Here is an 18332-nt window from a genome sequence, read left to right as displayed (position 1 = left end):
CCAAAAGTGAAAACCGGTTTTGGGGGCACGATATGAACAAACAAAAGAGTTGATTCGGTTACCGGCCCGGTTAAGCGCCACCAGCGCATGTAGTTTGACCGGTGCGGCAGCTACGCGGCTTCGATGCTCGGCCGCTAGGAGAAGATAAAGACTATGGCGACAAAGGAAAAGGAAGAGGTCGAGACCGAACGTGAAGGCGCCACCGATGGGCCTCTGCTCGACCTTTCCGATGATGCTGTCAAGAAGATGATCAAGGCCGCCAAGAAGCGAGGCTATGTGACTCTCGACGAACTGAACGCGGTTTTGCCGTCGGAAGAGACCGATCCGGATCGCATCGAAGACATCAATGCGATGCTGTCCGACATGGGCATCAACGTGGTCGAGGACGACGATCAGAGCGAGGAGCCCGAGGCCGCCGACAGCAATGCCGACGCCGAGGAAGACGCCAACGAGCTGGCCGAGCAGACCGGCACCGCCGTCGCCGCTACGACCACCAAGAAAGAGCCGACCGACCGCACCGATGACCCGGTGCGCATGTATCTGCGCGAGATGGGCTCGGTCGAGCTCCTGTCGCGCGAGGGCGAAATCGCGATCGCCAAGCGCATCGAGGCCGGCCGCGAGACGATGATCGCGGGCCTCTGCGAAAGCCCGCTGACCTTCCAGGCCATCATCATCTGGCGTGACGAGCTCAACGAATCCAAGATCCTGCTGCGCGAGATCATCGACCTCGAAGCCACCTATGCGGGCCCCGAAGCCAAGCAGGCGCCGGTGGTCGAGCGCATCGAGGAGGCGCCCAAGGCCGAGGACAAGCCGAGGCGTGGACGCGACGAGGAAGACGACATCACCAATGTCGGCGCCGACACGCGCGGCCTGGTCGACGACGACGAGGAAGACGAGGACGAGGCGAGCCTGTCGCTGGCCGCGATGGAAGCGGAACTGCGCCCGCAGGTGATGGAGACGCTCGACGTCATCGCCGACACCTACAAGAAGCTGCGCAAGCTGCAGGACCAGCAGGTCGAGAACCGTCTGGCCGCGACCGGCACGCTGTCGCCCAGCCAGGACCGCCGCCTGAAGGAGCTGAAGGACCAGCTGATCAAGGCGGTGAAGTCGCTGTCGCTCAACACGGCGCGAATCGAGGCGCTGGTCGAGCAGCTTTACGACATCAACAAGCGCCTGGTGCAGAACGAAGGCAAGCTGCTGCGCCTAGCCGAAAGCTATGGCGTGCGCCGCGAGGAGTTCCTCAAGGAATATCAGGGCTCCGAGCTCGACCCGAACTGGACGCGCTCGATCGGCAACCTGACCTCGCGCGGCTGGAAGGAATTCACCAAGAACGAGAAGGACGCGATCAAGGATCTGCGTTCGGAAATCCAGAACCTCGCCACCGAGACGGCGATCTCGATCCTGGAATTCCGCAAGATCGTCAACCAGGTGCAGAAGGGCGAGCGCGAAGCCGCTATCGCCAAGAAGGAAATGGTCGAGGCCAACCTGCGCCTCGTCATCTCCATCGCCAAGAAATACACCAATCGCGGCCTGCAGTTCCTCGACCTGATCCAGGAAGGCAATATCGGCCTGATGAAGGCGGTCGACAAGTTCGAATACCGCCGCGGCTACAAGTTCTCGACCTATGCGACATGGTGGATCCGGCAGGCGATCACGCGTTCGATTGCCGACCAGGCGCGCACCATCCGCATCCCGGTGCACATGATCGAAACGATCAACAAGATCGTGCGCACGTCGCGCCAGATGCTGCATGAAATCGGCCGCGAGCCGACGCCGGAGGAACTGGCAGAAAAGCTCGCAATGCCGCTCGAAAAAGTGCGCAAGGTGTTGAAGATCGCCAAGGAGCCGATCTCGCTCGAAACCCCTGTGGGTGACGAAGAGGATTCGCATCTGGGCGATTTCATCGAGGACAAGATGGCGATCCTGCCGATCGATGCGGCGATCCAGGCCAATCTGCGCGAGACCACCACGCGGGTGCTCGCCTCGCTGACGCCGCGCGAGGAGCGGGTGCTGCGCATGCGCTTCGGCATCGGCATGAACACCGACCACACGCTGGAAGAAGTCGGCCAGCAGTTTTCGGTCACGCGCGAGCGTATCCGCCAGATCGAAGCCAAGGCGCTGCGCAAGCTCAAGCACCCGAGCCGGAGCCGCAAGCTGAGGAGCTTCCTCGACAGTTGATACCGGCAACAGACCAGCATTCGAAAAGGGCGCCGATGGCGCCCTTTTTGTTGCCGGGTGAAGGCTCTTGTCGCCCATCTCCGTCGGGAGGATACTTGCCTGGTCGGATGCATGTTCTGGGCGAAAAACCGGATGTCCGCCCCGGCTGATGTCCTCAGCCGTGCTCCGTGGCGCCGGAGGGAGGTGTGTGATGACAACCTACATCCTGCTGATGAACTGGACGGAACAGGGCGCCAGAAATATCCGAGAGTCGCCGAAGCGGCTCGATGCCGCCAAGAAGCAACTGGCCGACATGGGCGGCTCGTTCAAGGCGTTTTACCTGACTATGGGCGAATATGACATGGTGGCAATTATCGAGGCGCCCGACGATGCTGTGCTTGCTCGTTTCGCCCTGATGCTGGCAACGGGTGGCAGCGTCAAGACGCGAACGCTCAAGGCTTTCCCGGAATTTGCCTATCGCGAGATCGTCACTTCGCTTGGATAGCGCTGGGCGCGGGTCCGTGCGGCTCGGCGTCATATTGCGGGGCCGTGCCGTCAGGGTGATAGTCGCGCCATGTCCAAGCCTGCGCTGACCGTCTGGTACAACGCACGCTGCCCGGTTTGCGATGGCGGCATCACCCGGCAGAAACGGCGGCTGATCGAGGCGATCAAGGCCGGGCGGATCGAATTCCGCGACATCAACCTCGAACCGGCGGCGCTCTCTGGCTACAGCGCCTCGCTGGAGGACATACGCCGCCGGCTGCATGCCACCGATGCCGAAGGCAGGCTGCTGGTCGGCGCCGATGTCGCGGTTGCCGTCTGGCGGGCGACGCCGGGCGAGGGCTGGCTGGCGACGCTCTTCGGCAATCCGGTCGCGCTGCCGCTGACGCGCTTGGCCTATGATCGTTTCGCCGATCTTCTCTATGCCTGGAACCGGCGCAAGGGCCGCTGGTAGCGAGGCAAGGCCCGAAGATATCTGCGGGCCTTACCGTCATGGGCGTTACCGGGACGCCGGCTCGCAAAGCCAGCCGACAATGCGGCGCACCGCCGGCAGCACCATGAGCAACGTTGGGAACGCTACCAGCCAGGACAGGCCCCAGGCAGTGAGCCAGACAGCCGGCAAATCAGGTTGCAGTCCAAGGCTTTTCAGCGTCGATATGAACGAGACGATGAAGGTCATCAGCAGCGACAGCACCAGCGGGCTGACGATCGCGGCATAGCGCGCCGGCAGCTTGCCGCGCTTACGGTTCGTGGTCATTTTTGGATTTTCCTGAAACATCCGGTCCGTCGCATTTGGCATCCATTGCGCCGGGTTTCCGGCGGAACTGCCCGGAAAGACCGGGGTGGATGCGTTGCTTGACGTCAGACGCTTACGGAGAGGTTTTGGCCCTCACGAACTTTCTAGCTGCCGGCGGCGGCGAAATCAACCTTCTGGCGCCGCCTTTAGATACATCGTAAGATATATCTTGACTCGTCGGCGGGGCAAGCCTAATTAAGATGTATCGTAAGATATAACTCAAGGAGCAATTCATGCACAGACATCATCCCTTTGGCGAGCGCGCCGAGCGCGCATTCCTGCACATGGCAGGCAAATTTGGTGGAAGAGGGGGCAGCGGCTTTGGTCCGTTCGGCCACGGCGGACGTGGCGGTGGACGCGGCGGCCCGGGCGACATGTTTCGCGCCGGGCGCATGCTGGCCGACGGCGATCTCAAGCTGATCACGCTGTCGCTGCTGGCCGAGGCGCCTCGCCACGGCTACGACATCATCAAGGCGCTGGAAGAGCGCACCAGCGGCATCTACAGCCCGAGCCCGGGCGTCGTCTATCCGACGCTGACCTTCCTGGAAGAGGCCGGCTATGCGGCTTCAGCCGCCGACGGCAACAAGAAGGTGTTTTCGATCACCGAGGCGGGCCAGGCGCATCTCGCCGAGAACCGCGAGATGATCGACGGCGTGCTGGAGCATCTCGAGCGCTTCGGCCGCAAGATGGCGAAAGCGCGGGACTGGTTCGGCTGGAACGACGACGGCGAGGAAGGCGGACGGCGTGGTGGTCGCTCCGAAGCCCGCGACGAGTTCCGCGCCGTGCGCCACCGGCTGCGTGCCGCTCTCGGCGATCTCGTCGACGCGCCGGCTAAAAAGCAGGCTGAGGCGATTGCAGTCCTGGAAGCCGCCGCTGAAGCCCTGGAAGCGCTATCGCGCGGTTGACCCCTGGCGAGAACCCTTGCCCGTTCGACTGAGGAACGGTACTGAAAATCATCCTGCACCGCGAGACGTGGTGCAGGATGATTGCCGTTGGAGGAAGCCCGATGTCTTTTCTGAAGCGTCTTTTCGGTGGTGGCGGTGAGGGGGGCGAGCCCAAGAGCGCAGCATCGGCAAAGCAGGTTGAGCACAAGGGATTTTTGATCAGCGCTACGCCATACAAGGCGGAGGGCGGCCAGTACCAAACTTGCGGCGTGGTTTCGAAGGAAGTCGACGGCGTGATGAAGGAACACAAATTCATCCGCGCCGATCGCTTTGCCGGACTGGACGACGCCGTCGACATCTCGATCAAAAAGGGCATGCAGCTGGTCGACGAGCAAGGCGAGAGGATGTTCGGGTAAGGGCCGAACTGGTCGAGGCGCCGAACGTAGGTTTTGCGCCGGTCATTCGTCGCCAGAATCTCGAATAGCGGCAGTGGGCCGCAAGCAGAAAGTCTCGACAATTGAGCGTAGCATTTGCCAAGGAGGAAAGCGCCGAGGCTGCATCGGAAACCATCCTGCCGGCTCGCCCTATCTCCGATCGGATCAACCTTGTCACGGAAGCGGGCCTCAAGATGCTGCAGGTTGAATTGGCTCGCGCCCAGCGAGCTCTCGAGGCCGCTAGCGTGCTGGAAGATGTCAATGAGCGGCGACGCCAGTCAGCGGTTCCGGTTCGAGATATGCGTTACTATGCCGAGCGCGTGCGTACGGCTCAGCTTATGCCGGTGCCCACCTCTAATGAGGCGATCGCCTTCGGGCACACCGTTACCTTCAAGCGTGATGATGGCCGCACTCAGACCTTCCGCATCGTCGGAGAGGATGAGGCCAACCCGTCTGAAGCTTCCATATCGCATGGTTCGCCGGTTGCCATCGCGCTGACCGGAAAAACCGTTGGCGACTTTGTCCAGCTAGGGCCGCGCGAACTTGAGATCCTGTCCATTTCCTAGGACGCAGGTATGATGCGCGACCGAGGCCGGTGCACCTTGAGACGTGATCAGATGCCCGCAATTGCCAAAAGCCAAGCCAGGATGTCGAGCAGCAGAAAAACCAGCGCAATCTGCAACGCCAGCCGGAGCCGCTGGATAATTCGCCAGTTGCCGGCCATGTCCGCCTTGATCCGAAGGGCAAGCGCGCGGCGCATGGCCGACATTGTCGTCGGCCTGTCGCCGTCGACATATTGATCAAGCAGATCTTCCGGATCGAAGCGGAATGTATATTGGTGATAGGGCCAAAGCATGAAGACGATCAGCCCGCCGATGCCGAACAACAGGGCCACTGCGGTCCAATCCCAAAGCCCAAGCCCGTTGGAAAGCGCCGCACCGCCGAGTAGCGAGTTGGCAAATGCGGTGGCAAAGACAAGGCTGCCGGCGCGGGTGCTCATGTTCTCCACAAGCGTCTGCTGTTGAGTGAGACCTCTCACCGCCTCCTGATAGATGAACGCGAGACGCGGATCGTCGTCGGCAACAGCGCTTGCGACAATTCCGTTGTTCTCTCCTCCACTCCGACATTCGGCCATAAGTTGCCTCTCTGTTTTGACAGGGATGCACGAGTTTAGCCCGATCCGTCGGTGCAAAAACAGATTGGCCGTGGACCAACGGCAAATCCGATGGCGATGCCGGGGGCTCCAAGCCTATGAGGGCCAGCTGATGGACGGGCAAGAATAGTTGGCAGCCATCGAAAACCCCGCCACGAACACCACGCCATCTGCCGGTGGACCCTGCTCTCGGCCCCGGACAGCAAGAAGGCAGGCGCCGAAGCGCCTGCCTTTTCAATGCGAATGACGGGGTGTGCTTACGCGGCGATTTGCGCGCTCGCGGTCTTGGCCACCACGGCATCGACCTTGGCCGTCGCATTAGCGAGCGCGGCGGTCACGGCGTCGGGACCCATGCCGACGCCTTCGATCCGGATGACGTCGACGTCGGTCATGCCGAGGAAGCCGAGCACGCCGCGCAGATAGGGGATGGCGTGATCGAACTGCACGGCCGCACCTTCGGAATAGATGCCGCCCGAGGCGAGTACGATATAGACCTTCTTGCCGGTGACGAGGCCCTTGGGACCACCCTCGCCATAAGAGAAGCTCTTGCCGGAGCGGGAGATGTGATCGACCCAGGACTTCAGGGTCGAGGAGATGTTGAAGTTGATGAAGCCGGTGGCCAGGATCACGGTGTCGGCTGCGAACAGTTCGTCAAGCACGATGTCGGAGACGCCGACGACTTCGGCCTGGCGCGGCGTGCGGGCTTCAACGGCGGTGTAGATGCCGGTCGCATAATCGGTGTCGATATGCGGCAGCGGGTTGGCCACGAGGTCGCGTACGACGAGCGTATTCGACGGGTCGGCGGCGACGAGCTTTTCAGCGAATTCGGTAGCGATACGGGTCGAGTGCGAGGCAGCGCCGCGCGGGCTCGAGGTTACAAGCAGGATAGACATAGCGGTTCTCTCCAGTGGGAATTGATTTCTCCCGCCTGATATGGGCCTACCGACCCATTCAAAAAACTGGTATATTATCTATATGATCCATCCATAAAGTAGGTATGCCGTGCAGCCCAATCCGACGCTCGACCAATTGCAGATCCTGGTTGCGGTCGCCGACACCGGCAGCTTCTCAGCCGCCGGCCGCAAGCTTAACCGCGCGCAGTCCGTCATCAGCTACGGCATCGCCAATCTTGAAGCGCAGCTTGGCCTGAAACTGTTCGAGCGCGAGGGCACGCGCGAGCCGCAGTTGACCGAAATCGGCCGGGCGATGCTGGAGGACGCCCGGCGCATGGTCGGCGTGCTGCAGCGCATCCATTCGCGTGCCGACGGTCACCATCAGGGGCTGGAGGCTGAAGTTACGCTATCGGTTGACGCGGCGCTGCCCTCGCCGGTGCTGGTGCGGGTGCTGAAGGCGTTCGAGGCGCAGTTCCCGACCGTGATGATGCGACTGCATATCGGCACGCTCGGTCTGATCCCCGACCATGTCGTCAGCGGACAGTCGGATCTTGGCATCGGTGGCTTGCTGGGCGAGGTCGACGTGCATCTCGTGCGCATCGGCTTCATGTCGATCGTGCTGGCTGCCGCCCCCACCCACCCTCTGGCACTGCTGCCGAAACCGGTGGCGCTCGAGGATGCGCGAGAGCACACCCAGCTGGTTGTCACCGACCAGTCGGAACGCACCAAGGGACGCGACTTCGGCGTCTTTGCCTATCGTACATGGCGGCTGACAGATGTGCGTATCAAGCATACGTTGATGCGCGAGGGGCTGGGCTGGGGCGGGTTGCCGCGCTGGCTGATCGCGGACGATTTGGCCAGCGGCAGGCTGGTCGAACTCGACCTTGAACCTTTTAGCGAGGTGCGCTCATCGCTCTACGCCATGCACCGCGCCGACCGCAGCCCGAAACCGGCGGCGGCCTGGCTGATCGACCAGTTCAAACGCCAGCTCGGCTGCTTCAACGAGTTCGAACCGGACGACCTGCCTGAGGGCGAGCCGGAGACAGCCCATCGATCAGAGCCATGAGCACGGCGCGATAGTCTTCGGCCGAGGCGCCGGCCTCGACGGCAAGTGCTGCGCGGTCGAAGGCGGCGGCGAGCAAAGCGGTCAGCGCATCGGCAGGCAGTCTGGTCATCGACTGTTCGCGCATCGCCGCAACCAGGCCTTCGCGCAGCGACCGGTTGCCGTGGTGATTGTCGATCGCATCCATGGCGGCGCGGCCAAGCACGGCCGGCCCGTCGAGCAGCAAAAGCCGCGTGCGGCCGGGCGCGCGCATGGCGGCGAGATAGGCGTCCGAGCCGGCAATCAGCGCATTGCGGGCAAACAAAGAAGGCGGCGAGGCGCGCTCGATCTCTTGCGCCACCGCCGCCGCCTCCTGCTCGACCACGGCGGCAAACAGCGCCTGCTTGTCGGCAAAGTGGTGATAGAGCGCGCCGCGGGTGACGCCGGCGGCCGCAACGATCTCCGGCGTGCCGGTCTCGGCATAGGACTTTTCGATGAACAGTTTGCGCGCCGCAGCGATCAGGTCGGCGCGCGTCGCTTCGGTGCGGTCGCGGTTGGAGCGGCGCGGGGTTTCTCGTTGCATACATGCAGCCTGTATGTTATTTCGAATTACATGCAAACTGTATGTTGGCTGACGGGAGAAAGAAAGATGAAGACGACGAGCTATTATCCGGTGCTGATGACGGGCGACGTAGCCGGCACGAAAGCCTTCTATATCAATCACTTCCGCTTCAAGCCGCTGTTTGCGAGCGACTGGTATGTGCATCTGCAGTCTGCCGAGGATCGCCGGGTCAATCTCGGTATCGTCCAGGGCGACCACGAGACGATCCCCGAGGGGGGGCGCGGCCGCACATCGGGGCTGCTGATCAATTTCGAGGTGAGGGATCCTGATGCTGTCTATGAACGGATCGTTGCGGCCGGCCTGCCGATCCTGTGCCCGCTGCGCGACGAACCCTTCGGCCAGCGCCATTTCATCACCAGGGATCCCAATGGCGTGCTGATCGACGTCATCAAGCCGATCCCGCTCGGCCCGGAATTTCAGGCGCAATTCGCGGCGGGCGCGGCGGGCGCCTGAACGATGGCAGCAAATGTCGGCAGCGGCTCCGGCCGCTGTGGCCGGACCCGCACCATGCGGTCTATGTTGGTGACGTTGAAGCTGGGCCTGCCGCATGCGTGACATCTGCCTTGTTCGGGCGCCATCCAATCTCGGCCTTCGGCCCTTGGAGCCGGGCCATGTGCCCGGCACCTGGCGTGCGCCGCAGGCGCTGAGCCAAGCTGGTTTGATCGAGTCGCTGGCGCCGGGGCGGGTGGTCGATCTCGACAGACCCGCCTACAGTACCGAACCGCAACCGGGCACTAGGCTGCGTAATGGTCAGGCGATCCGCCGCTTCAACCTCGATCTTGCCGAGATCGTCACCGGTGCGCTTGGGCAAGGCGAGTTCCCGCTGATCATCGGCGGCGACTGCTCGATCCTGCTTGGCGCACTGGTCGCCGCGCGGCGCTCGGGCGCGGTCGCCCTGATCCATGTCGATGGCCACAGCGATTTCCGCCATCCCGGCAACTACGATGTCAATGCCTCACTCGGCTCGGTTGCCGGCATGGATCTGGCACTTGCCACCGGACGCGGCGAGGCTTTGCTGGCGCAATGGCCAGGTGTTGTCGGTCCGCTCGTCGCCGACGAGGCGGTGGTTCAGATCGGCGAACGCGAGAGCCGCGATGCCGATTTTGCCTGGCCCGACATCAATGCGACCGCCGTCACGCGCATCGACGTCTTTGCCGCGCAGGAACTCGGCGCGGCTGGAGTGTTGCAAAAGACAAGAGCGACGCTGGCGCGCGCCGGCTGTCCCTACTGGCTGCATCTCGATGTCGATGTGCTCGACCAGACGGTGATGCCGGCGGTGGATTCGCCCGGCAGCCCCGGCATCGATCCCGATGAACTCGTTGCCATTCTGTCGGCGCTGGCAGCGGACCAGCGCTGCACCGGCTTGGACATGACGATCTACGATCCCGACCTCGACCCGACCGGTGACCTTGCTCGACTGCTGGTGTCGCTGCTCGGGCGGGTGCTCAAGCCTCGATAAAGGCTCAGCTCGCCCTTGCTACCGGCGTCACCGTCACCTGGCTGACGCCGGTGCGGCGCACCACTGTGCATAGCGTCTCGCGGCCGATGCGTTCGGCGTCGAGCATGCGCACGAGGTCGTCGACGCCGGTGACCGGGCGACCGTCTATCGCCGCGATGATGTCGCCTTCCCTGAGGCCGGCCTTCGCCGCGGGTCCGTCTTTCTCGACGCTGCGCAGCCGCACCGCAGTACTGGTGGTCACCTGCGACAGGAGCGCTGCGCGGCGCGGCAAACTGGTGGTGTCGGCCGAGATGCCGATGAAGGCGCGCCGCACGCGGCCGAAGCGGATGATCTCCGAAATGACGAAGTTGGCGGTGTTGGAAGCGACCGCGAAGGCGATGCCTTGCGCGCCGTGGATCATGGCGGTGTTGACGCCGATGACTTCGCCTGCCGACGACACCAGCGGTCCGCCGGAATTGCCGGGATTGAGCGCGGCATCGGTCTGGACGACATCGTCGATCAGCCGCCCGGTCGAGGCGCGCATCGAACGGCCAAGTGCGGAGACCACGCCTGACGTTACGGTCCATTCGAAGCCGAGCGGATTGCCGATGGCAATGGCGATCTGGCCGCGCCGCAGCCGCTTGGAATCGCCGAGCGGCGCGACTTCGGTGAAGCTGCCATCGGCGCGCACCAGCGCGATGTCGGTGTCAGGGTCGCGGCCTAGCACGCGGCCTTCGCTGGAGGCGCCGTCGGGCATAGAGACGCGCACCGTTTTGGCATCGCCAACGACATGGAAATTGGTAACGACCAGCCCGTCCGGCGCGATGACGAAGCCGGAGCCATGGCCACCTTGGCCACCGACGCGCTCGATGCGGCAGACGGCTGGGCCGATGCGGTCGACGGCGTCGGCGACTGTCGTCGAATAGGCGTCGAGCAGTGTGTCGTCGGTTTCGAATTTGTGGGCGGCGAGGGCCATTGGCGGGGCTCCGTGTTTTCAGGCGCGATGATGACTATATGTGCGGAGCGGCTCGAACTGCCGCGACCTGACCAGATGGCCAGTCACACCAGTAACTAGCCGTCAGACGAGTACCTCCGGGCGCACTGCCGAGCGATATCTGGGGCATGAGAAAACCCAGGAGATCATCATGAGTGACTTCAACCTTAATGCATTTTCCGACGCCATCGCCGATCTCGCCGCCAAGGCTGCGCCGGCAACGGCAAGTTTCACCACCCATCACCATCGCACCGCCAGCGCCTTCCACTGGCGTGACGGCTATTTCGTCACCGCCGAGGAAGCTGTCGAGGCCGGTGAGGAGATCGAATTGACATTGGCTTCGGGCGAAGCGGTGAAGGCCGAACTGGTCGGTCGCGATCCGTCGACCGGCGTAGCGCTTCTGAAGCCGGCCGGCGCTGCCGCAGCGCCTGCGCTGGCCAAGGCTGACGCGGTACGGCCCGGCAATCTTGCCATCGCCATCGGCAGTAGTCAGGGTTCGGCGCTGGCCGTATCGGGTTCGGTCGGCGAGGTCGGCCCCGCCTGGCGCTCGATGCGCGGCGGCAGCATCGATCGGCGCATCAATCTCGCCGTCAATGCCGGCGGCCGTTTCGAGGGCGGGCCGGTGCTTGACGCCAAGGGCGCGCTGATCGGCATGCTGCTGTTTGGGCCACGTGGTCGTGCGCTGGTCATGCCTTATGAGACGATCGAGCGGGCCGTGGCGACGCTGCGTGAAAAGGGCCATGTCGCGCGCGGCTATCTCGGCGCCGGCCTGCACCCGATCCGTGACGGCGCGGCGCGCGGCGCCATCGTCATGAGCCTCGACGACAATGGTCCGGCCAAGGCCGCCGGCCTTGCGCTGGGCGACATCATCGTGGCGTGGAATGGCGAGGCCGTGCACGGCCCGCGCGAACTGATCCGAAAGCTTGGGCCGGATAGCGCGGGCGCCGCGGTGACGCTCGGCGTGGTGCGCGGCGGCGAGCAGCGCGACGTCGCGCTGACCGTCGGTGAAAAACCGCTGAGCTGAGAGGGGCGATGGAAAGCGACACGCTGACAAGGCCGGAGGCGGGTGGGCCGGAGGTGGGTGGGCCGGAGGTGGCGGGCGGCGGACGCCAGCTCGTGGTGCTGATCGCGCTGCACGATGCCGCGCGTGCCGAGCGCCTGTCAGCTTCGCTTGCCATGGCGGACGATCTGCTTCCGGTCGTGGCCGGCAGCGGGATTGCCGACGTCGCTGTCGTCGATGACGCTGTTGCGAACAGTCCGGCCTGGCTCGATCGGGCCGATGGTGGCAACAGCGCAATCCCACGGGTGCTGCTATCCGCGAGCGCTGGCCGGCCGGAAAACCGGGTGCTTGCCGTGCTGCCTTTGGCGTCGGATGCGAATCTGATCGCGGCTGCCGTCAGACTTGCGGCGGCCGGCTACCGGGTGTCCAGGGATGGGCGTTCGACGCCCGCTCGCCACGACGATTTCGATGGCGCCGCCAACGGCGGAAGCCATAGCGGGCTGTTCGGCGAGGAGCCGTTGGACGATGGCGCTACCGCCCGTCCGGCGCTGTCGCCGCGCGAGGCCGAAGTGCTGGCGCTGCTGGCCGAAGGCGCGCCCAACAAGGTGATCGCGCGGCGGCTGAACATCTCCGTGCACACGGCAAAGTTCCACGTCGCCGCGATCCTGATCAAGCTGGGTGCTGCGAACCGCACGGATGCCATCGCGATCGCGATGCGGCAGGGCCTGGTGCTGGTCTAACCCCCTTATCCATTTGAGCCTACGTTGCGTAACCCGTTGCAGGCTGCCGAGGCCTTGCGCAGTGCATTGCCGCCGCGCAATGGTTCGCGTCAGTGATGTAGCAAGGGAGGTGCCAAGACATGTCGCTCAAGGGAAAGACGCTGTTCATCTCCGGCGGGTCGCGCGGCATCGGTCTTTCGATCGCGCTGCGAGCTGCGCGCGACGGCGCCAATGTGACGATCGCGGCCAAGACCGCCGAGCCGCATCCGAAGCTGCCGGGCACGATCTACTCGGCAGCTGAGGAGATCGAGCAGGCCGGCGGCAAGGCGCTGCCTGTTTTGTGCGACATCCGCGAGGAGGCGCAGGTGGCTGAGGCGGTTGCCAAGACCGTCGAAAAGTTCGGCGGCATCGATATCTGCGTCAACAATGCCAGCGCCATCCAGCTCACCGGCACGCTGGAGACGGACATGAAGCGCTACGATCTGATGCACCAGATCAACACGCGCGGCACCTTCCTGGTGTCGAAAATGTGCATTCCGCACCTGAAGTTGGCAAGCAATCCTCACATCTTGAATCTGGCGCCGCCGCTCGACATGAAGGCCAAATGGTTCAAGAACCATGTCGCCTACACCATGGCCAAGTTCGGCATGTCGATGTGCACGCTGGGGATGAGCGCCGAGTTTGCCAAGGACGGCATCGCGGTCAATTCGCTGTGGCCGATCTCGACCATCGACACGGCTGCGGTGCGCAATCTGCTCGGCGGCGCGACGGTGGCGGCGATGAGCCGCTTACCCGACATCATGGCCGATGCCGCACACGCCATCTTCATGCGCTCATCGCGCGAGACATCAGGCAATTTCTACATCGATGAAGAGGTGCTGCGGGCCGAGGGCGTGACCGATTTCGCGGTCTATGCGCCGGGCGCGACCGGGCCGCTGGCCGGCGACTTTTTCGTGCCGGACGCGGTATTTGCCAATTCGCCGACGAACGTCAAAAGCATCTACTGACGGAAATCACGGGCCGACGGCGCTGCTTCCTCATCCACCTGCCGGCGTTTTTCGAAAAACCAAGCAATTGGCTTTTCGCCCGCTGTGCGGACCAGCCTCACCTCCCCATGAACGGGGAGAAAGGGGCTCATCACTCCTCGCCCTTCTTGCCTTTGCTCAGTCCCATCAGCCGGTCGATATAGGCCAGCATCAGCGCCGAGACGACGAAAGCGAGGTGGATGATGGTCAGCCACATCAGCTGGTCGATCGTATAGGAAGACGAATTCAGGAACACCTGCAACAGGTGGATCGAGGAAATAGCGACGATGGTCGAGGCGACCTTGACCTTCAGCGAACCGACATCGATCGTACCCAGCCAGTGCACACCGCCATCCTGGTCGTCGAAGCGGCTGACGAAATTCTCGTAGCCGGAGATGATCACCATCACCACCAGCGAGGCGACAAGTGCGGCGTCGATGAGGCCGAGCATCTTCAGGATGGTGTCGGTGTCGTCGAGTGTGAAGGCGACCATGACGAACTCGTAGAGTTTTTTGCCGAAGGACAGCGCATAGACGGCGAGCGCCAGGGCCAGCCCGATGTAGAAAACCACCAGCAGCCAGCGTGAGGCGAGGATGATCGATTCGATGGCGAGTTCGAGACGTTTCATGCAGCGGTTCCGGTCAGCTTTCTGAGGTCGACTGGGGTATTTCGATCAGCTTGCCGCAGTTTGCAAGGCAAATTGCGACGCAAAAAAACCCCGCCGGGAGGGCCGGCGGGGTTCAATGCATCCCGCTGGAGTCGGGACGGGGCAGGGAACGCCCAGGCTTGAATCTGGGGAGGGCGGCCGCTCTATTCAATGAGCCGGTTCTAATACCAGTACAATTCTTGCTGAACCGGGATTGCTGTCCGCAGCTCGACCCATCCCGATCTGCCGGGATGGGTCCTTGTTGTCGATCTGATTCCAGAAAGCTGCTCAAGCTATTGGAAAGCAGATCAATTGTTACTCGCCACCGGTGCCACCAGCGAGGTGATGCGACGGATGCCGACACGGCGGTTCTCGCGGTTGGGCGCCGTGGTGTTGACCTTCAGGTATTCCTCGCCATAGCCCTGAGTGGTCAGGTTTTCCGGCGGGATCCCGAAGGCATTGGTCAGCGCTTCGGCGACAGACTCAGCGCGCCGGTCGGACAGAGCAAGGTTTGCTTCCGGCGTGCCAACCGCATCGGTGTGGCCTTCGATCAGGAAGGTTTCGGCCGGGTTCTTCTTCAACAGTTTCTCCATGGCCGTGGCGACGCCTTCCAGTTTCTGCACTTCGGTGTCGGATATCGAGGCCGAGCCGAACTCGAAGTTCAATGTATCGAGGTCGACGCGACGGGCAATGTCGCGCACGCGCGCCGAACGCTTCACTTCGTCGATGGAATAGAGGCGCTGGACCTTCTCCACCGGCGGTTGTTCGAGGAACTCGTAATAATCGTCCGGGCTTTCGACATCTTCCGAATCGAGGATGTACTCGCGGCGCGGGATGGTGAGCCGCATCGGCGGCAGGTCGTCACCGGGATCGCGCCAGTCATTGTCGTCGTCATAGCTGCGCTCGTCGACATAGCTCAGCACATATTCGTGCCCATCCGGCGTGATGCGCGATCGCCTGATGACGTCGCCATTGCGGTTGCGGATGGTGACGATCTGGATGCCATTGTCGCGCTCGACGATTTCCCGAGAGCGATCGCCCGACAGTTCCTCATAGTAAACATTCCTGGCGCCGCGGTGCATGCGCGGAGCGTCATTGCTTTCCACGATCGTCTGGTTGTTGAACTGCAGGATGACGCGGTCGCCGAGTTCCTTGACGACGTCGACGCCTTTCGGACGCCGGCGGTCGCGGACGTTCTCATCGGGTGCACGCTCGACGCGTTTGCCTTTTTCCTCCGTCACCGGGGCGATCTTTTCTGGCTGAATTGCCTGCTGAGCTGACTTGTCGTCGGTGGGCGGCGGTCCCTGGTCGACCGGAGCCGGCTTCGGGGCTTGCGCCTCGGTGCCGCCCTGCGCGGGCTGCTCGCCCGTCTGGCCGCCAGCATTCTGGCCGTTCCCATTTTGGCCGTCGCCATTCTGGCTGTTGCCGCCCTGGTCCTTGCGGTGCTTGCGCCTGGCATCCTTCTGGCTGTCCAGGATGGGTGCTTCGTCGGGGTTGGCCGTGGCTTCGCCTTGCGCCGGCGTCTCACGTTGCGCGGGCTGCTCGGCATTGGCCGGTTGCTCCGCAGGCTGTGGTTCACCGGTCGCAGGCTGCTGTTCGCCCGTCACCGGCTGTTCGCCGACAGTTTTTTTGCCGTGCTTTTTCGCCTGATCCTTCGGCTGTTCACCTTCGGCGGGAGCCGCTTGCTGATCGGCCGGGGGCTGAATCGGCTCGGCCTGCGGCGCGGGCTCTCCGGCAGGCGCAACTTTGACGTCTGGCGCTTTGTCGGCAGGCGCGGCCTCAATCTGCTGATCCTGCTTGCGCTTTTTCTTGCCCGACTTGTTGTCGTTTGCCGGCGCCACCTGTTCGGTGGGCGCTGCCTGCTCGGCAGGCTGCTGGGCCGGCTGTTCAGCGGGCGCCGCTTCGATCTGCTGTTGGTCGCGCTTCTTCTTGCGTGGCTTTAGCGGCTGTTCTTCATTTGCCGGAGCTACCTGTTCGGCCGGTTGTTCAGCCGGTGCTGCCTCGATCTGCTGCTGGTCACGCTTCTTCTTGCGTGGCTTGAGCGGCTGCTCATCGGTCGCCGGCGCTGCCTGGGCGCCGCCCTCATCCGCAGGCGCCGCCTCGATCTGCTGCTGTTGATTGCGCTTCTTTTTGCGCGGCTGCTGTTCCTCGGCGGCAGGTGCGGCCTGTTCGGCCGGGGCCTGCTCGGTCTGCTGCTGATCCCGCTTCTTCCTGCGCGGCTGTTGTTCCTCGGCGGCAGGGGCGGGTTGCTCTGCAGCCGGTGCAGGCTGCTCGGCGGCCGGCGCTGCCTGTTCGGCCTGCTGGCGTTTCTTTTTGCGCGGCAGTTCCTGGTCGGTCTGCTGACCATCTGCAGCAGGGTCGTCCTGGACCAGGATCAGTGGCGCGGCCGTGTGCTGCAAGGGGCCGAAAACGGCGTTGCCCTGCAACGGGGATGCGCCCAACGGCGCGGATGCCATAAGCAGGCCAAGTGCCGTACCTGCCAGTACCCGTGGTTGGCGTTTCATCTTAAATTCTCCTTGTGGGGTCCCATCCCTGCCCAAACTGTCCTTGACCGGATTGGTTCCGGTTTGCAGGCATTACCCGCACCCAAGGACGATTGACCGGCGTTTTGAAGGCAACTTCATGTTTTTCCTATGGTGCGGCCGGAACTTGAAGTCACACAACAGCTTGACCTTGCCGCATGCGGAGGCCACATCTCGACCCATAATGGAAACGCCGTTCTGGAAGACCAAGACGCTGGAAGCGATGACGCCCACCGAGTGGGAATCGCTGTGCGACGGCTGCGGAAAATGCTGCCTGTCTAAACTCGAGGACGAGGATACCGGCGAGATCTACTGGACATCAGTCGGCTGCCGGCTGTTCGATGGGCAAAGCTGCCGCTGTTCGGACTATGCCAACCGGCTGGCGCGCGTGCCGGACTGTGTCGGGCTGACGCCGCAGAATGTGCGCACCATCACGTGGCTGCCGAAAACCTGTGCCTACCGGCTGGTTGCCGAGGGGCACGACCTCTATTGGTGGCACAGGCTGGTGTCGGGAAGTNACCTGTGCCTACCGGCTGGTTGCCGAGGGGCACGACCTCTATTGGTGGCACAGGCTGGTGTCGGGAAGTGCCGAGACCGTTCATGATGCCGGCATCTCCATGCGCGGCCGCGTCCGCGCCAGTGAGACCGATCTGGCCGAGCCGGACGATTATTTCGACTATATGCTCGACGACGAGCCCTGAGCATTCTGGAACGGACGTTGCCATAGGGCGTTCCGCGTCATTGGACGTTTTTGACGGTCAGGATCGTTTGCAGCGGTGGAAGGGGCGGTTGCTTTTGACCTGTCGGGCAGATTAACCGAAAATGAACGGCCGGTTCGCGAAGAGTTCAGATTGCAAGGAGCATTCTCCCCCCATCGGTTCGACCAAGACGGGCGCAAGCCCTCAACAAGGAGAGAAGACAATGTTCAACTCATTCAAGACGGCAGCCCTTTCGGGTCTCGTAGCTCTCGGCACCCTTGCCGCAGTGCCCGCCCAGGCGGACTCGATCTATCTCGGCTTCGGCAACAACCATGACCGCCGCGTCGGCGTCTACACCGGCGACGATGAGGACGGCTTTCGCCGTGACCGCAATTGGCGCCGCTGCTCGCCGGACCGCGCCCTCGACAAGGCCGAGCGCATGGGCCTGCACCGCGTCCGCATCGTCGATGTCAATCGCCGCGTGGTGAAGGTCGCCGGCCGCCAGTATGGCGATCGCGTAGTGGTCGTGTTCGCCAATGAGCGCGGCTGCCCGGTTATCTATCGCTAAGAGAACCAGACTGATCTTCTGCGAAGATCAGTCTGGGATACGACCTTCTGCGAAGGTCGATCCGGAGGCATGTTCCTCTGCCAGGATCAGCCTGGAGTACCTGGAGTAGCGGCATGACCCTTCTAGGGTCAGCCAGGAGCCCCTTTCCCTCCGCGGAAAGGTGCGGCTCGAAAAAACCCCGGAGGCCAGTCCTCCGGGGTTTTTCATGTCGGAAATCTGCGGTTCCGGCCGACGGGTTCA

At 63.2% G+C, this 18332-nt stretch carries 20 protein-coding genes and 1 pseudogene; 14 read left to right on the top strand and 7 right to left on the bottom strand.

The features are described from left to right. Positions 1 to 153: 153 nt before the first annotated feature. The 3 genes from rpoD (at position 154) to X728_RS155075 (ending at position 3112) form a co-directional block, all read left to right on the top strand. The gene (rpoD, locus tag X728_RS155065) at positions 154 to 2178 is read left to right on the top strand and encodes an RNA polymerase sigma factor RpoD (RefSeq protein WP_023672446.1); all 2025 of its coding nucleotides are present in this window, start codon (positions 154 to 156) and stop codon (positions 2176 to 2178) included. Positions 2179 to 2368: 190 nt separating this feature from the next. Further along, positions 2369 to 2662, top strand: coding sequence for a GYD domain-containing protein (locus tag X728_RS155070; RefSeq protein WP_023672447.1), 294 nt, complete (start codon positions 2369 to 2371; stop codon positions 2660 to 2662). 69 nt (positions 2663 to 2731) lie between these two features. Then, positions 2732 to 3112, top strand: coding sequence for a DCC1-like thiol-disulfide oxidoreductase family protein (locus tag X728_RS155075; protein ID WP_023831367.1), 381 nt, complete (start codon positions 2732 to 2734; stop codon positions 3110 to 3112). Between the two features lie 45 nt (positions 3113 to 3157). On the opposite strand, the gene X728_RS155080 is transcribed toward X728_RS155075, so the two are convergent. Next, a complete protein-coding gene (locus X728_RS155080; protein ID WP_023683797.1) occupies positions 3158 to 3415 on the bottom strand; it encodes a DUF2798 domain-containing protein in 258 nt (85 codons plus the stop codon). Positions 3416 to 3687: 272 nt separating this feature from the next. Between X728_RS155080 and X728_RS155085 the strand changes: the two genes are divergently transcribed. The 3 genes from X728_RS155085 to greA all read left to right on the top strand — a co-directional run bounded on the left by X728_RS155085 (position 3688) and on the right by greA (position 5338). After that, on the top strand, positions 3688 to 4359 hold the full coding sequence (locus X728_RS155085) for a PadR family transcriptional regulator (protein ID WP_023831366.1): 672 nt from the start codon (positions 3688 to 3690) through the stop codon (positions 4357 to 4359). A 101-nt stretch (positions 4360 to 4460) separates the two neighbouring features. Beyond that, positions 4461 to 4754 carry an HlyU family transcriptional regulator gene (locus X728_RS155090; protein ID WP_023831365.1) on the top strand — a complete coding sequence of 98 codons (294 nt, stop codon included), beginning with the start codon at positions 4461 to 4463 and terminating at the stop codon, positions 4752 to 4754. Between the two features lie 101 nt (positions 4755 to 4855). Further along, on the top strand, positions 4856 to 5338 hold the full coding sequence (gene greA / locus X728_RS155095) for a transcription elongation factor GreA (RefSeq protein WP_023831364.1): 483 nt from the start codon (positions 4856 to 4858) through the stop codon (positions 5336 to 5338). 47 nt (positions 5339 to 5385) lie between these two features. Here the strand turns inward: greA and X728_RS155100 are convergent, their stop codons facing one another. Next, positions 5386 to 5964, bottom strand: a complete 579-nt coding sequence (locus X728_RS155100; protein WP_245266126.1) for a hypothetical protein — start codon at positions 5962 to 5964, stop codon at positions 5386 to 5388. Positions 5965 to 6182: 218 nt separating this feature from the next. Next, complete coding sequence (locus X728_RS155105) at positions 6183 to 6818, bottom strand: FMN-dependent NADH-azoreductase (protein WP_023831362.1); 636 nt, start codon at positions 6816 to 6818, stop codon at positions 6183 to 6185. A 109-nt stretch (positions 6819 to 6927) separates the two neighbouring features. On the opposite strand from X728_RS155105, the gene X728_RS155110 reads away from it, so the two are divergent. Then, the gene (locus tag X728_RS155110; RefSeq protein ID WP_023831361.1) at positions 6928 to 7884 is read left to right on the top strand and encodes a LysR family transcriptional regulator; all 957 of its coding nucleotides are present in this window, start codon (positions 6928 to 6930) and stop codon (positions 7882 to 7884) included. On the opposite strand, the gene X728_RS155115 is transcribed toward X728_RS155110, so the two are convergent. Next, complete coding sequence (locus tag X728_RS155115) at positions 7817 to 8443, bottom strand: TetR/AcrR family transcriptional regulator (RefSeq protein ID WP_023828076.1); 627 nt, start codon at positions 8441 to 8443, stop codon at positions 7817 to 7819. The two genes, X728_RS155110 and X728_RS155115, sit on opposite strands and share 68 nt — an antisense overlap. A 66-nt stretch (positions 8444 to 8509) precedes the next feature. On the opposite strand from X728_RS155115, the gene X728_RS155120 reads away from it, so the two are divergent. Together X728_RS155120 and X728_RS155125 are read left to right on the top strand one after the other, a co-directional pair. After that, complete coding sequence (locus X728_RS155120) at positions 8510 to 8935, top strand: VOC family protein (RefSeq protein WP_023748200.1); 426 nt, start codon at positions 8510 to 8512, stop codon at positions 8933 to 8935. Between the two features lie 160 nt (positions 8936 to 9095). Continuing rightward, positions 9096 to 9941: an arginase family protein gene (locus X728_RS155125; protein ID WP_245266125.1), complete on the top strand. Its 846-nt coding sequence runs from the start codon at positions 9096 to 9098 to the stop codon at positions 9939 to 9941. A gap of 4 nt (positions 9942 to 9945) precedes the next feature. Here the strand turns inward: X728_RS155125 and X728_RS155130 are convergent, their stop codons facing one another. Further along, positions 9946 to 10896 carry a trypsin-like peptidase domain-containing protein gene (locus X728_RS155130; RefSeq protein ID WP_023689759.1) on the bottom strand — a complete coding sequence of 317 codons (951 nt, stop codon included), beginning with the start codon at positions 10894 to 10896 and terminating at the stop codon, positions 9946 to 9948. 169 nt (positions 10897 to 11065) lie between these two features. Here X728_RS155130 and X728_RS155135 point away from each other — a divergent pair, with 169 nt between their 5' ends. The 3 genes from X728_RS155135 to X728_RS155140 all read left to right on the top strand — a co-directional run bounded on the left by X728_RS155135 (position 11066) and on the right by X728_RS155140 (position 13640). Then, positions 11066 to 11938: a S1C family serine protease gene (locus X728_RS155135; protein WP_023689760.1), complete on the top strand. Its 873-nt coding sequence runs from the start codon at positions 11066 to 11068 to the stop codon at positions 11936 to 11938. An 8-nt stretch (positions 11939 to 11946) separates the two neighbouring features. Next, a complete protein-coding gene (locus X728_RS1000000170280; protein ID WP_155922376.1) occupies positions 11947 to 12654 on the top strand; it encodes a helix-turn-helix transcriptional regulator in 708 nt (235 codons plus the stop codon). 119 nt (positions 12655 to 12773) lie between these two features. Next, the gene (locus tag X728_RS155140) at positions 12774 to 13640 is read left to right on the top strand and encodes an NAD(P)-dependent oxidoreductase (protein ID WP_023672462.1); all 867 of its coding nucleotides are present in this window, start codon (positions 12774 to 12776) and stop codon (positions 13638 to 13640) included. 130 nt (positions 13641 to 13770) lie between these two features. Here the strand turns inward: X728_RS155140 and X728_RS155145 are convergent, their stop codons facing one another. Then, positions 13771 to 14286, bottom strand: coding sequence for a TIGR00645 family protein (locus tag X728_RS155145; RefSeq protein WP_023672463.1), 516 nt, complete (start codon positions 14284 to 14286; stop codon positions 13771 to 13773). 326 nt (positions 14287 to 14612) lie between these two features. Then, the gene (locus X728_RS155150) at positions 14613 to 16808 is read right to left on the bottom strand and encodes an OmpA family protein (protein WP_023691506.1); all 2196 of its coding nucleotides are present in this window, start codon (positions 16806 to 16808) and stop codon (positions 14613 to 14615) included. 202 nt (positions 16809 to 17010) lie between these two features. Between X728_RS155150 and X728_RS01000000166645 the strand changes: the two are divergent. Then, positions 17011 to 17527: pseudogene (locus X728_RS01000000166645) on the top strand (YcgN family cysteine cluster protein). 220 nt (positions 17528 to 17747) lie between these two features. Then, positions 17748 to 18092, top strand: a complete 345-nt coding sequence (locus X728_RS01000000166640; RefSeq protein WP_023672466.1) for a hypothetical protein — start codon at positions 17748 to 17750, stop codon at positions 18090 to 18092. Positions 18093 to 18332: the final 240 nt, after the last annotated feature.

Origin of the sequence: Mesorhizobium sp. L103C119B0 (genome assembly GCF_000502235.1) — a bacterium.
In the GTDB taxonomy this organism is placed as follows: Bacteria; Pseudomonadota; Alphaproteobacteria; order Rhizobiales; family Rhizobiaceae; genus Mesorhizobium.
This window is presented reverse-complemented; position numbering and strand designations above follow the sequence as displayed.

Coding starts and splice junctions, on each gene's coding strand:
- rpoD (WP_023672446.1), top strand. CDS start 154: ATGGCGACAAAGGAAAAGGAAGAGGTCGAGACCGAACGTGAAGGCGCC.
- X728_RS155070 (WP_023672447.1), top strand. CDS start 2,369: ATGACAACCTACATCCTGCTGATGAACTGGACGGAACAGGGCGCCAGA.
- X728_RS155075 (WP_023831367.1), top strand. CDS start 2,732: ATGTCCAAGCCTGCGCTGACCGTCTGGTACAACGCACGCTGCCCGGTT.
- X728_RS155080 (WP_023683797.1), bottom strand. CDS start 3,415: ATGACCACGAACCGTAAGCGCGGCAAGCTGCCGGCGCGCTATGCCGCG.
- X728_RS155085 (WP_023831366.1), top strand. CDS start 3,688: ATGCACAGACATCATCCCTTTGGCGAGCGCGCCGAGCGCGCATTCCTG.
- X728_RS155090 (WP_023831365.1), top strand. CDS start 4,461: ATGTCTTTTCTGAAGCGTCTTTTCGGTGGTGGCGGTGAGGGGGGCGAG.
- X728_RS155105 (WP_023831362.1), bottom strand. CDS start 6,818: ATGTCTATCCTGCTTGTAACCTCGAGCCCGCGCGGCGCTGCCTCGCAC.
- X728_RS155115 (WP_023828076.1), bottom strand. CDS start 8,443: ATGCAACGAGAAACCCCGCGCCGCTCCAACCGCGACCGCACCGAAGCG.
- X728_RS155120 (WP_023748200.1), top strand. CDS start 8,510: ATGAAGACGACGAGCTATTATCCGGTGCTGATGACGGGCGACGTAGCC.
- X728_RS155130 (WP_023689759.1), bottom strand. CDS start 10,896: ATGGCCCTCGCCGCCCACAAATTCGAAACCGACGACACACTGCTCGAC.
- X728_RS155135 (WP_023689760.1), top strand. CDS start 11,066: ATGAGTGACTTCAACCTTAATGCATTTTCCGACGCCATCGCCGATCTC.
- X728_RS1000000170280 (WP_155922376.1), top strand. CDS start 11,947: ATGGAAAGCGACACGCTGACAAGGCCGGAGGCGGGTGGGCCGGAGGTG.
- X728_RS155140 (WP_023672462.1), top strand. CDS start 12,774: ATGTCGCTCAAGGGAAAGACGCTGTTCATCTCCGGCGGGTCGCGCGGC.
- X728_RS155145 (WP_023672463.1), bottom strand. CDS start 14,286: ATGAAACGTCTCGAACTCGCCATCGAATCGATCATCCTCGCCTCACGC.
- X728_RS155150 (WP_023691506.1), bottom strand. CDS start 16,808: ATGAAACGCCAACCACGGGTACTGGCAGGTACGGCACTTGGCCTGCTT.
- X728_RS01000000166640 (WP_023672466.1), top strand. CDS start 17,748: ATGTTCAACTCATTCAAGACGGCAGCCCTTTCGGGTCTCGTAGCTCTC.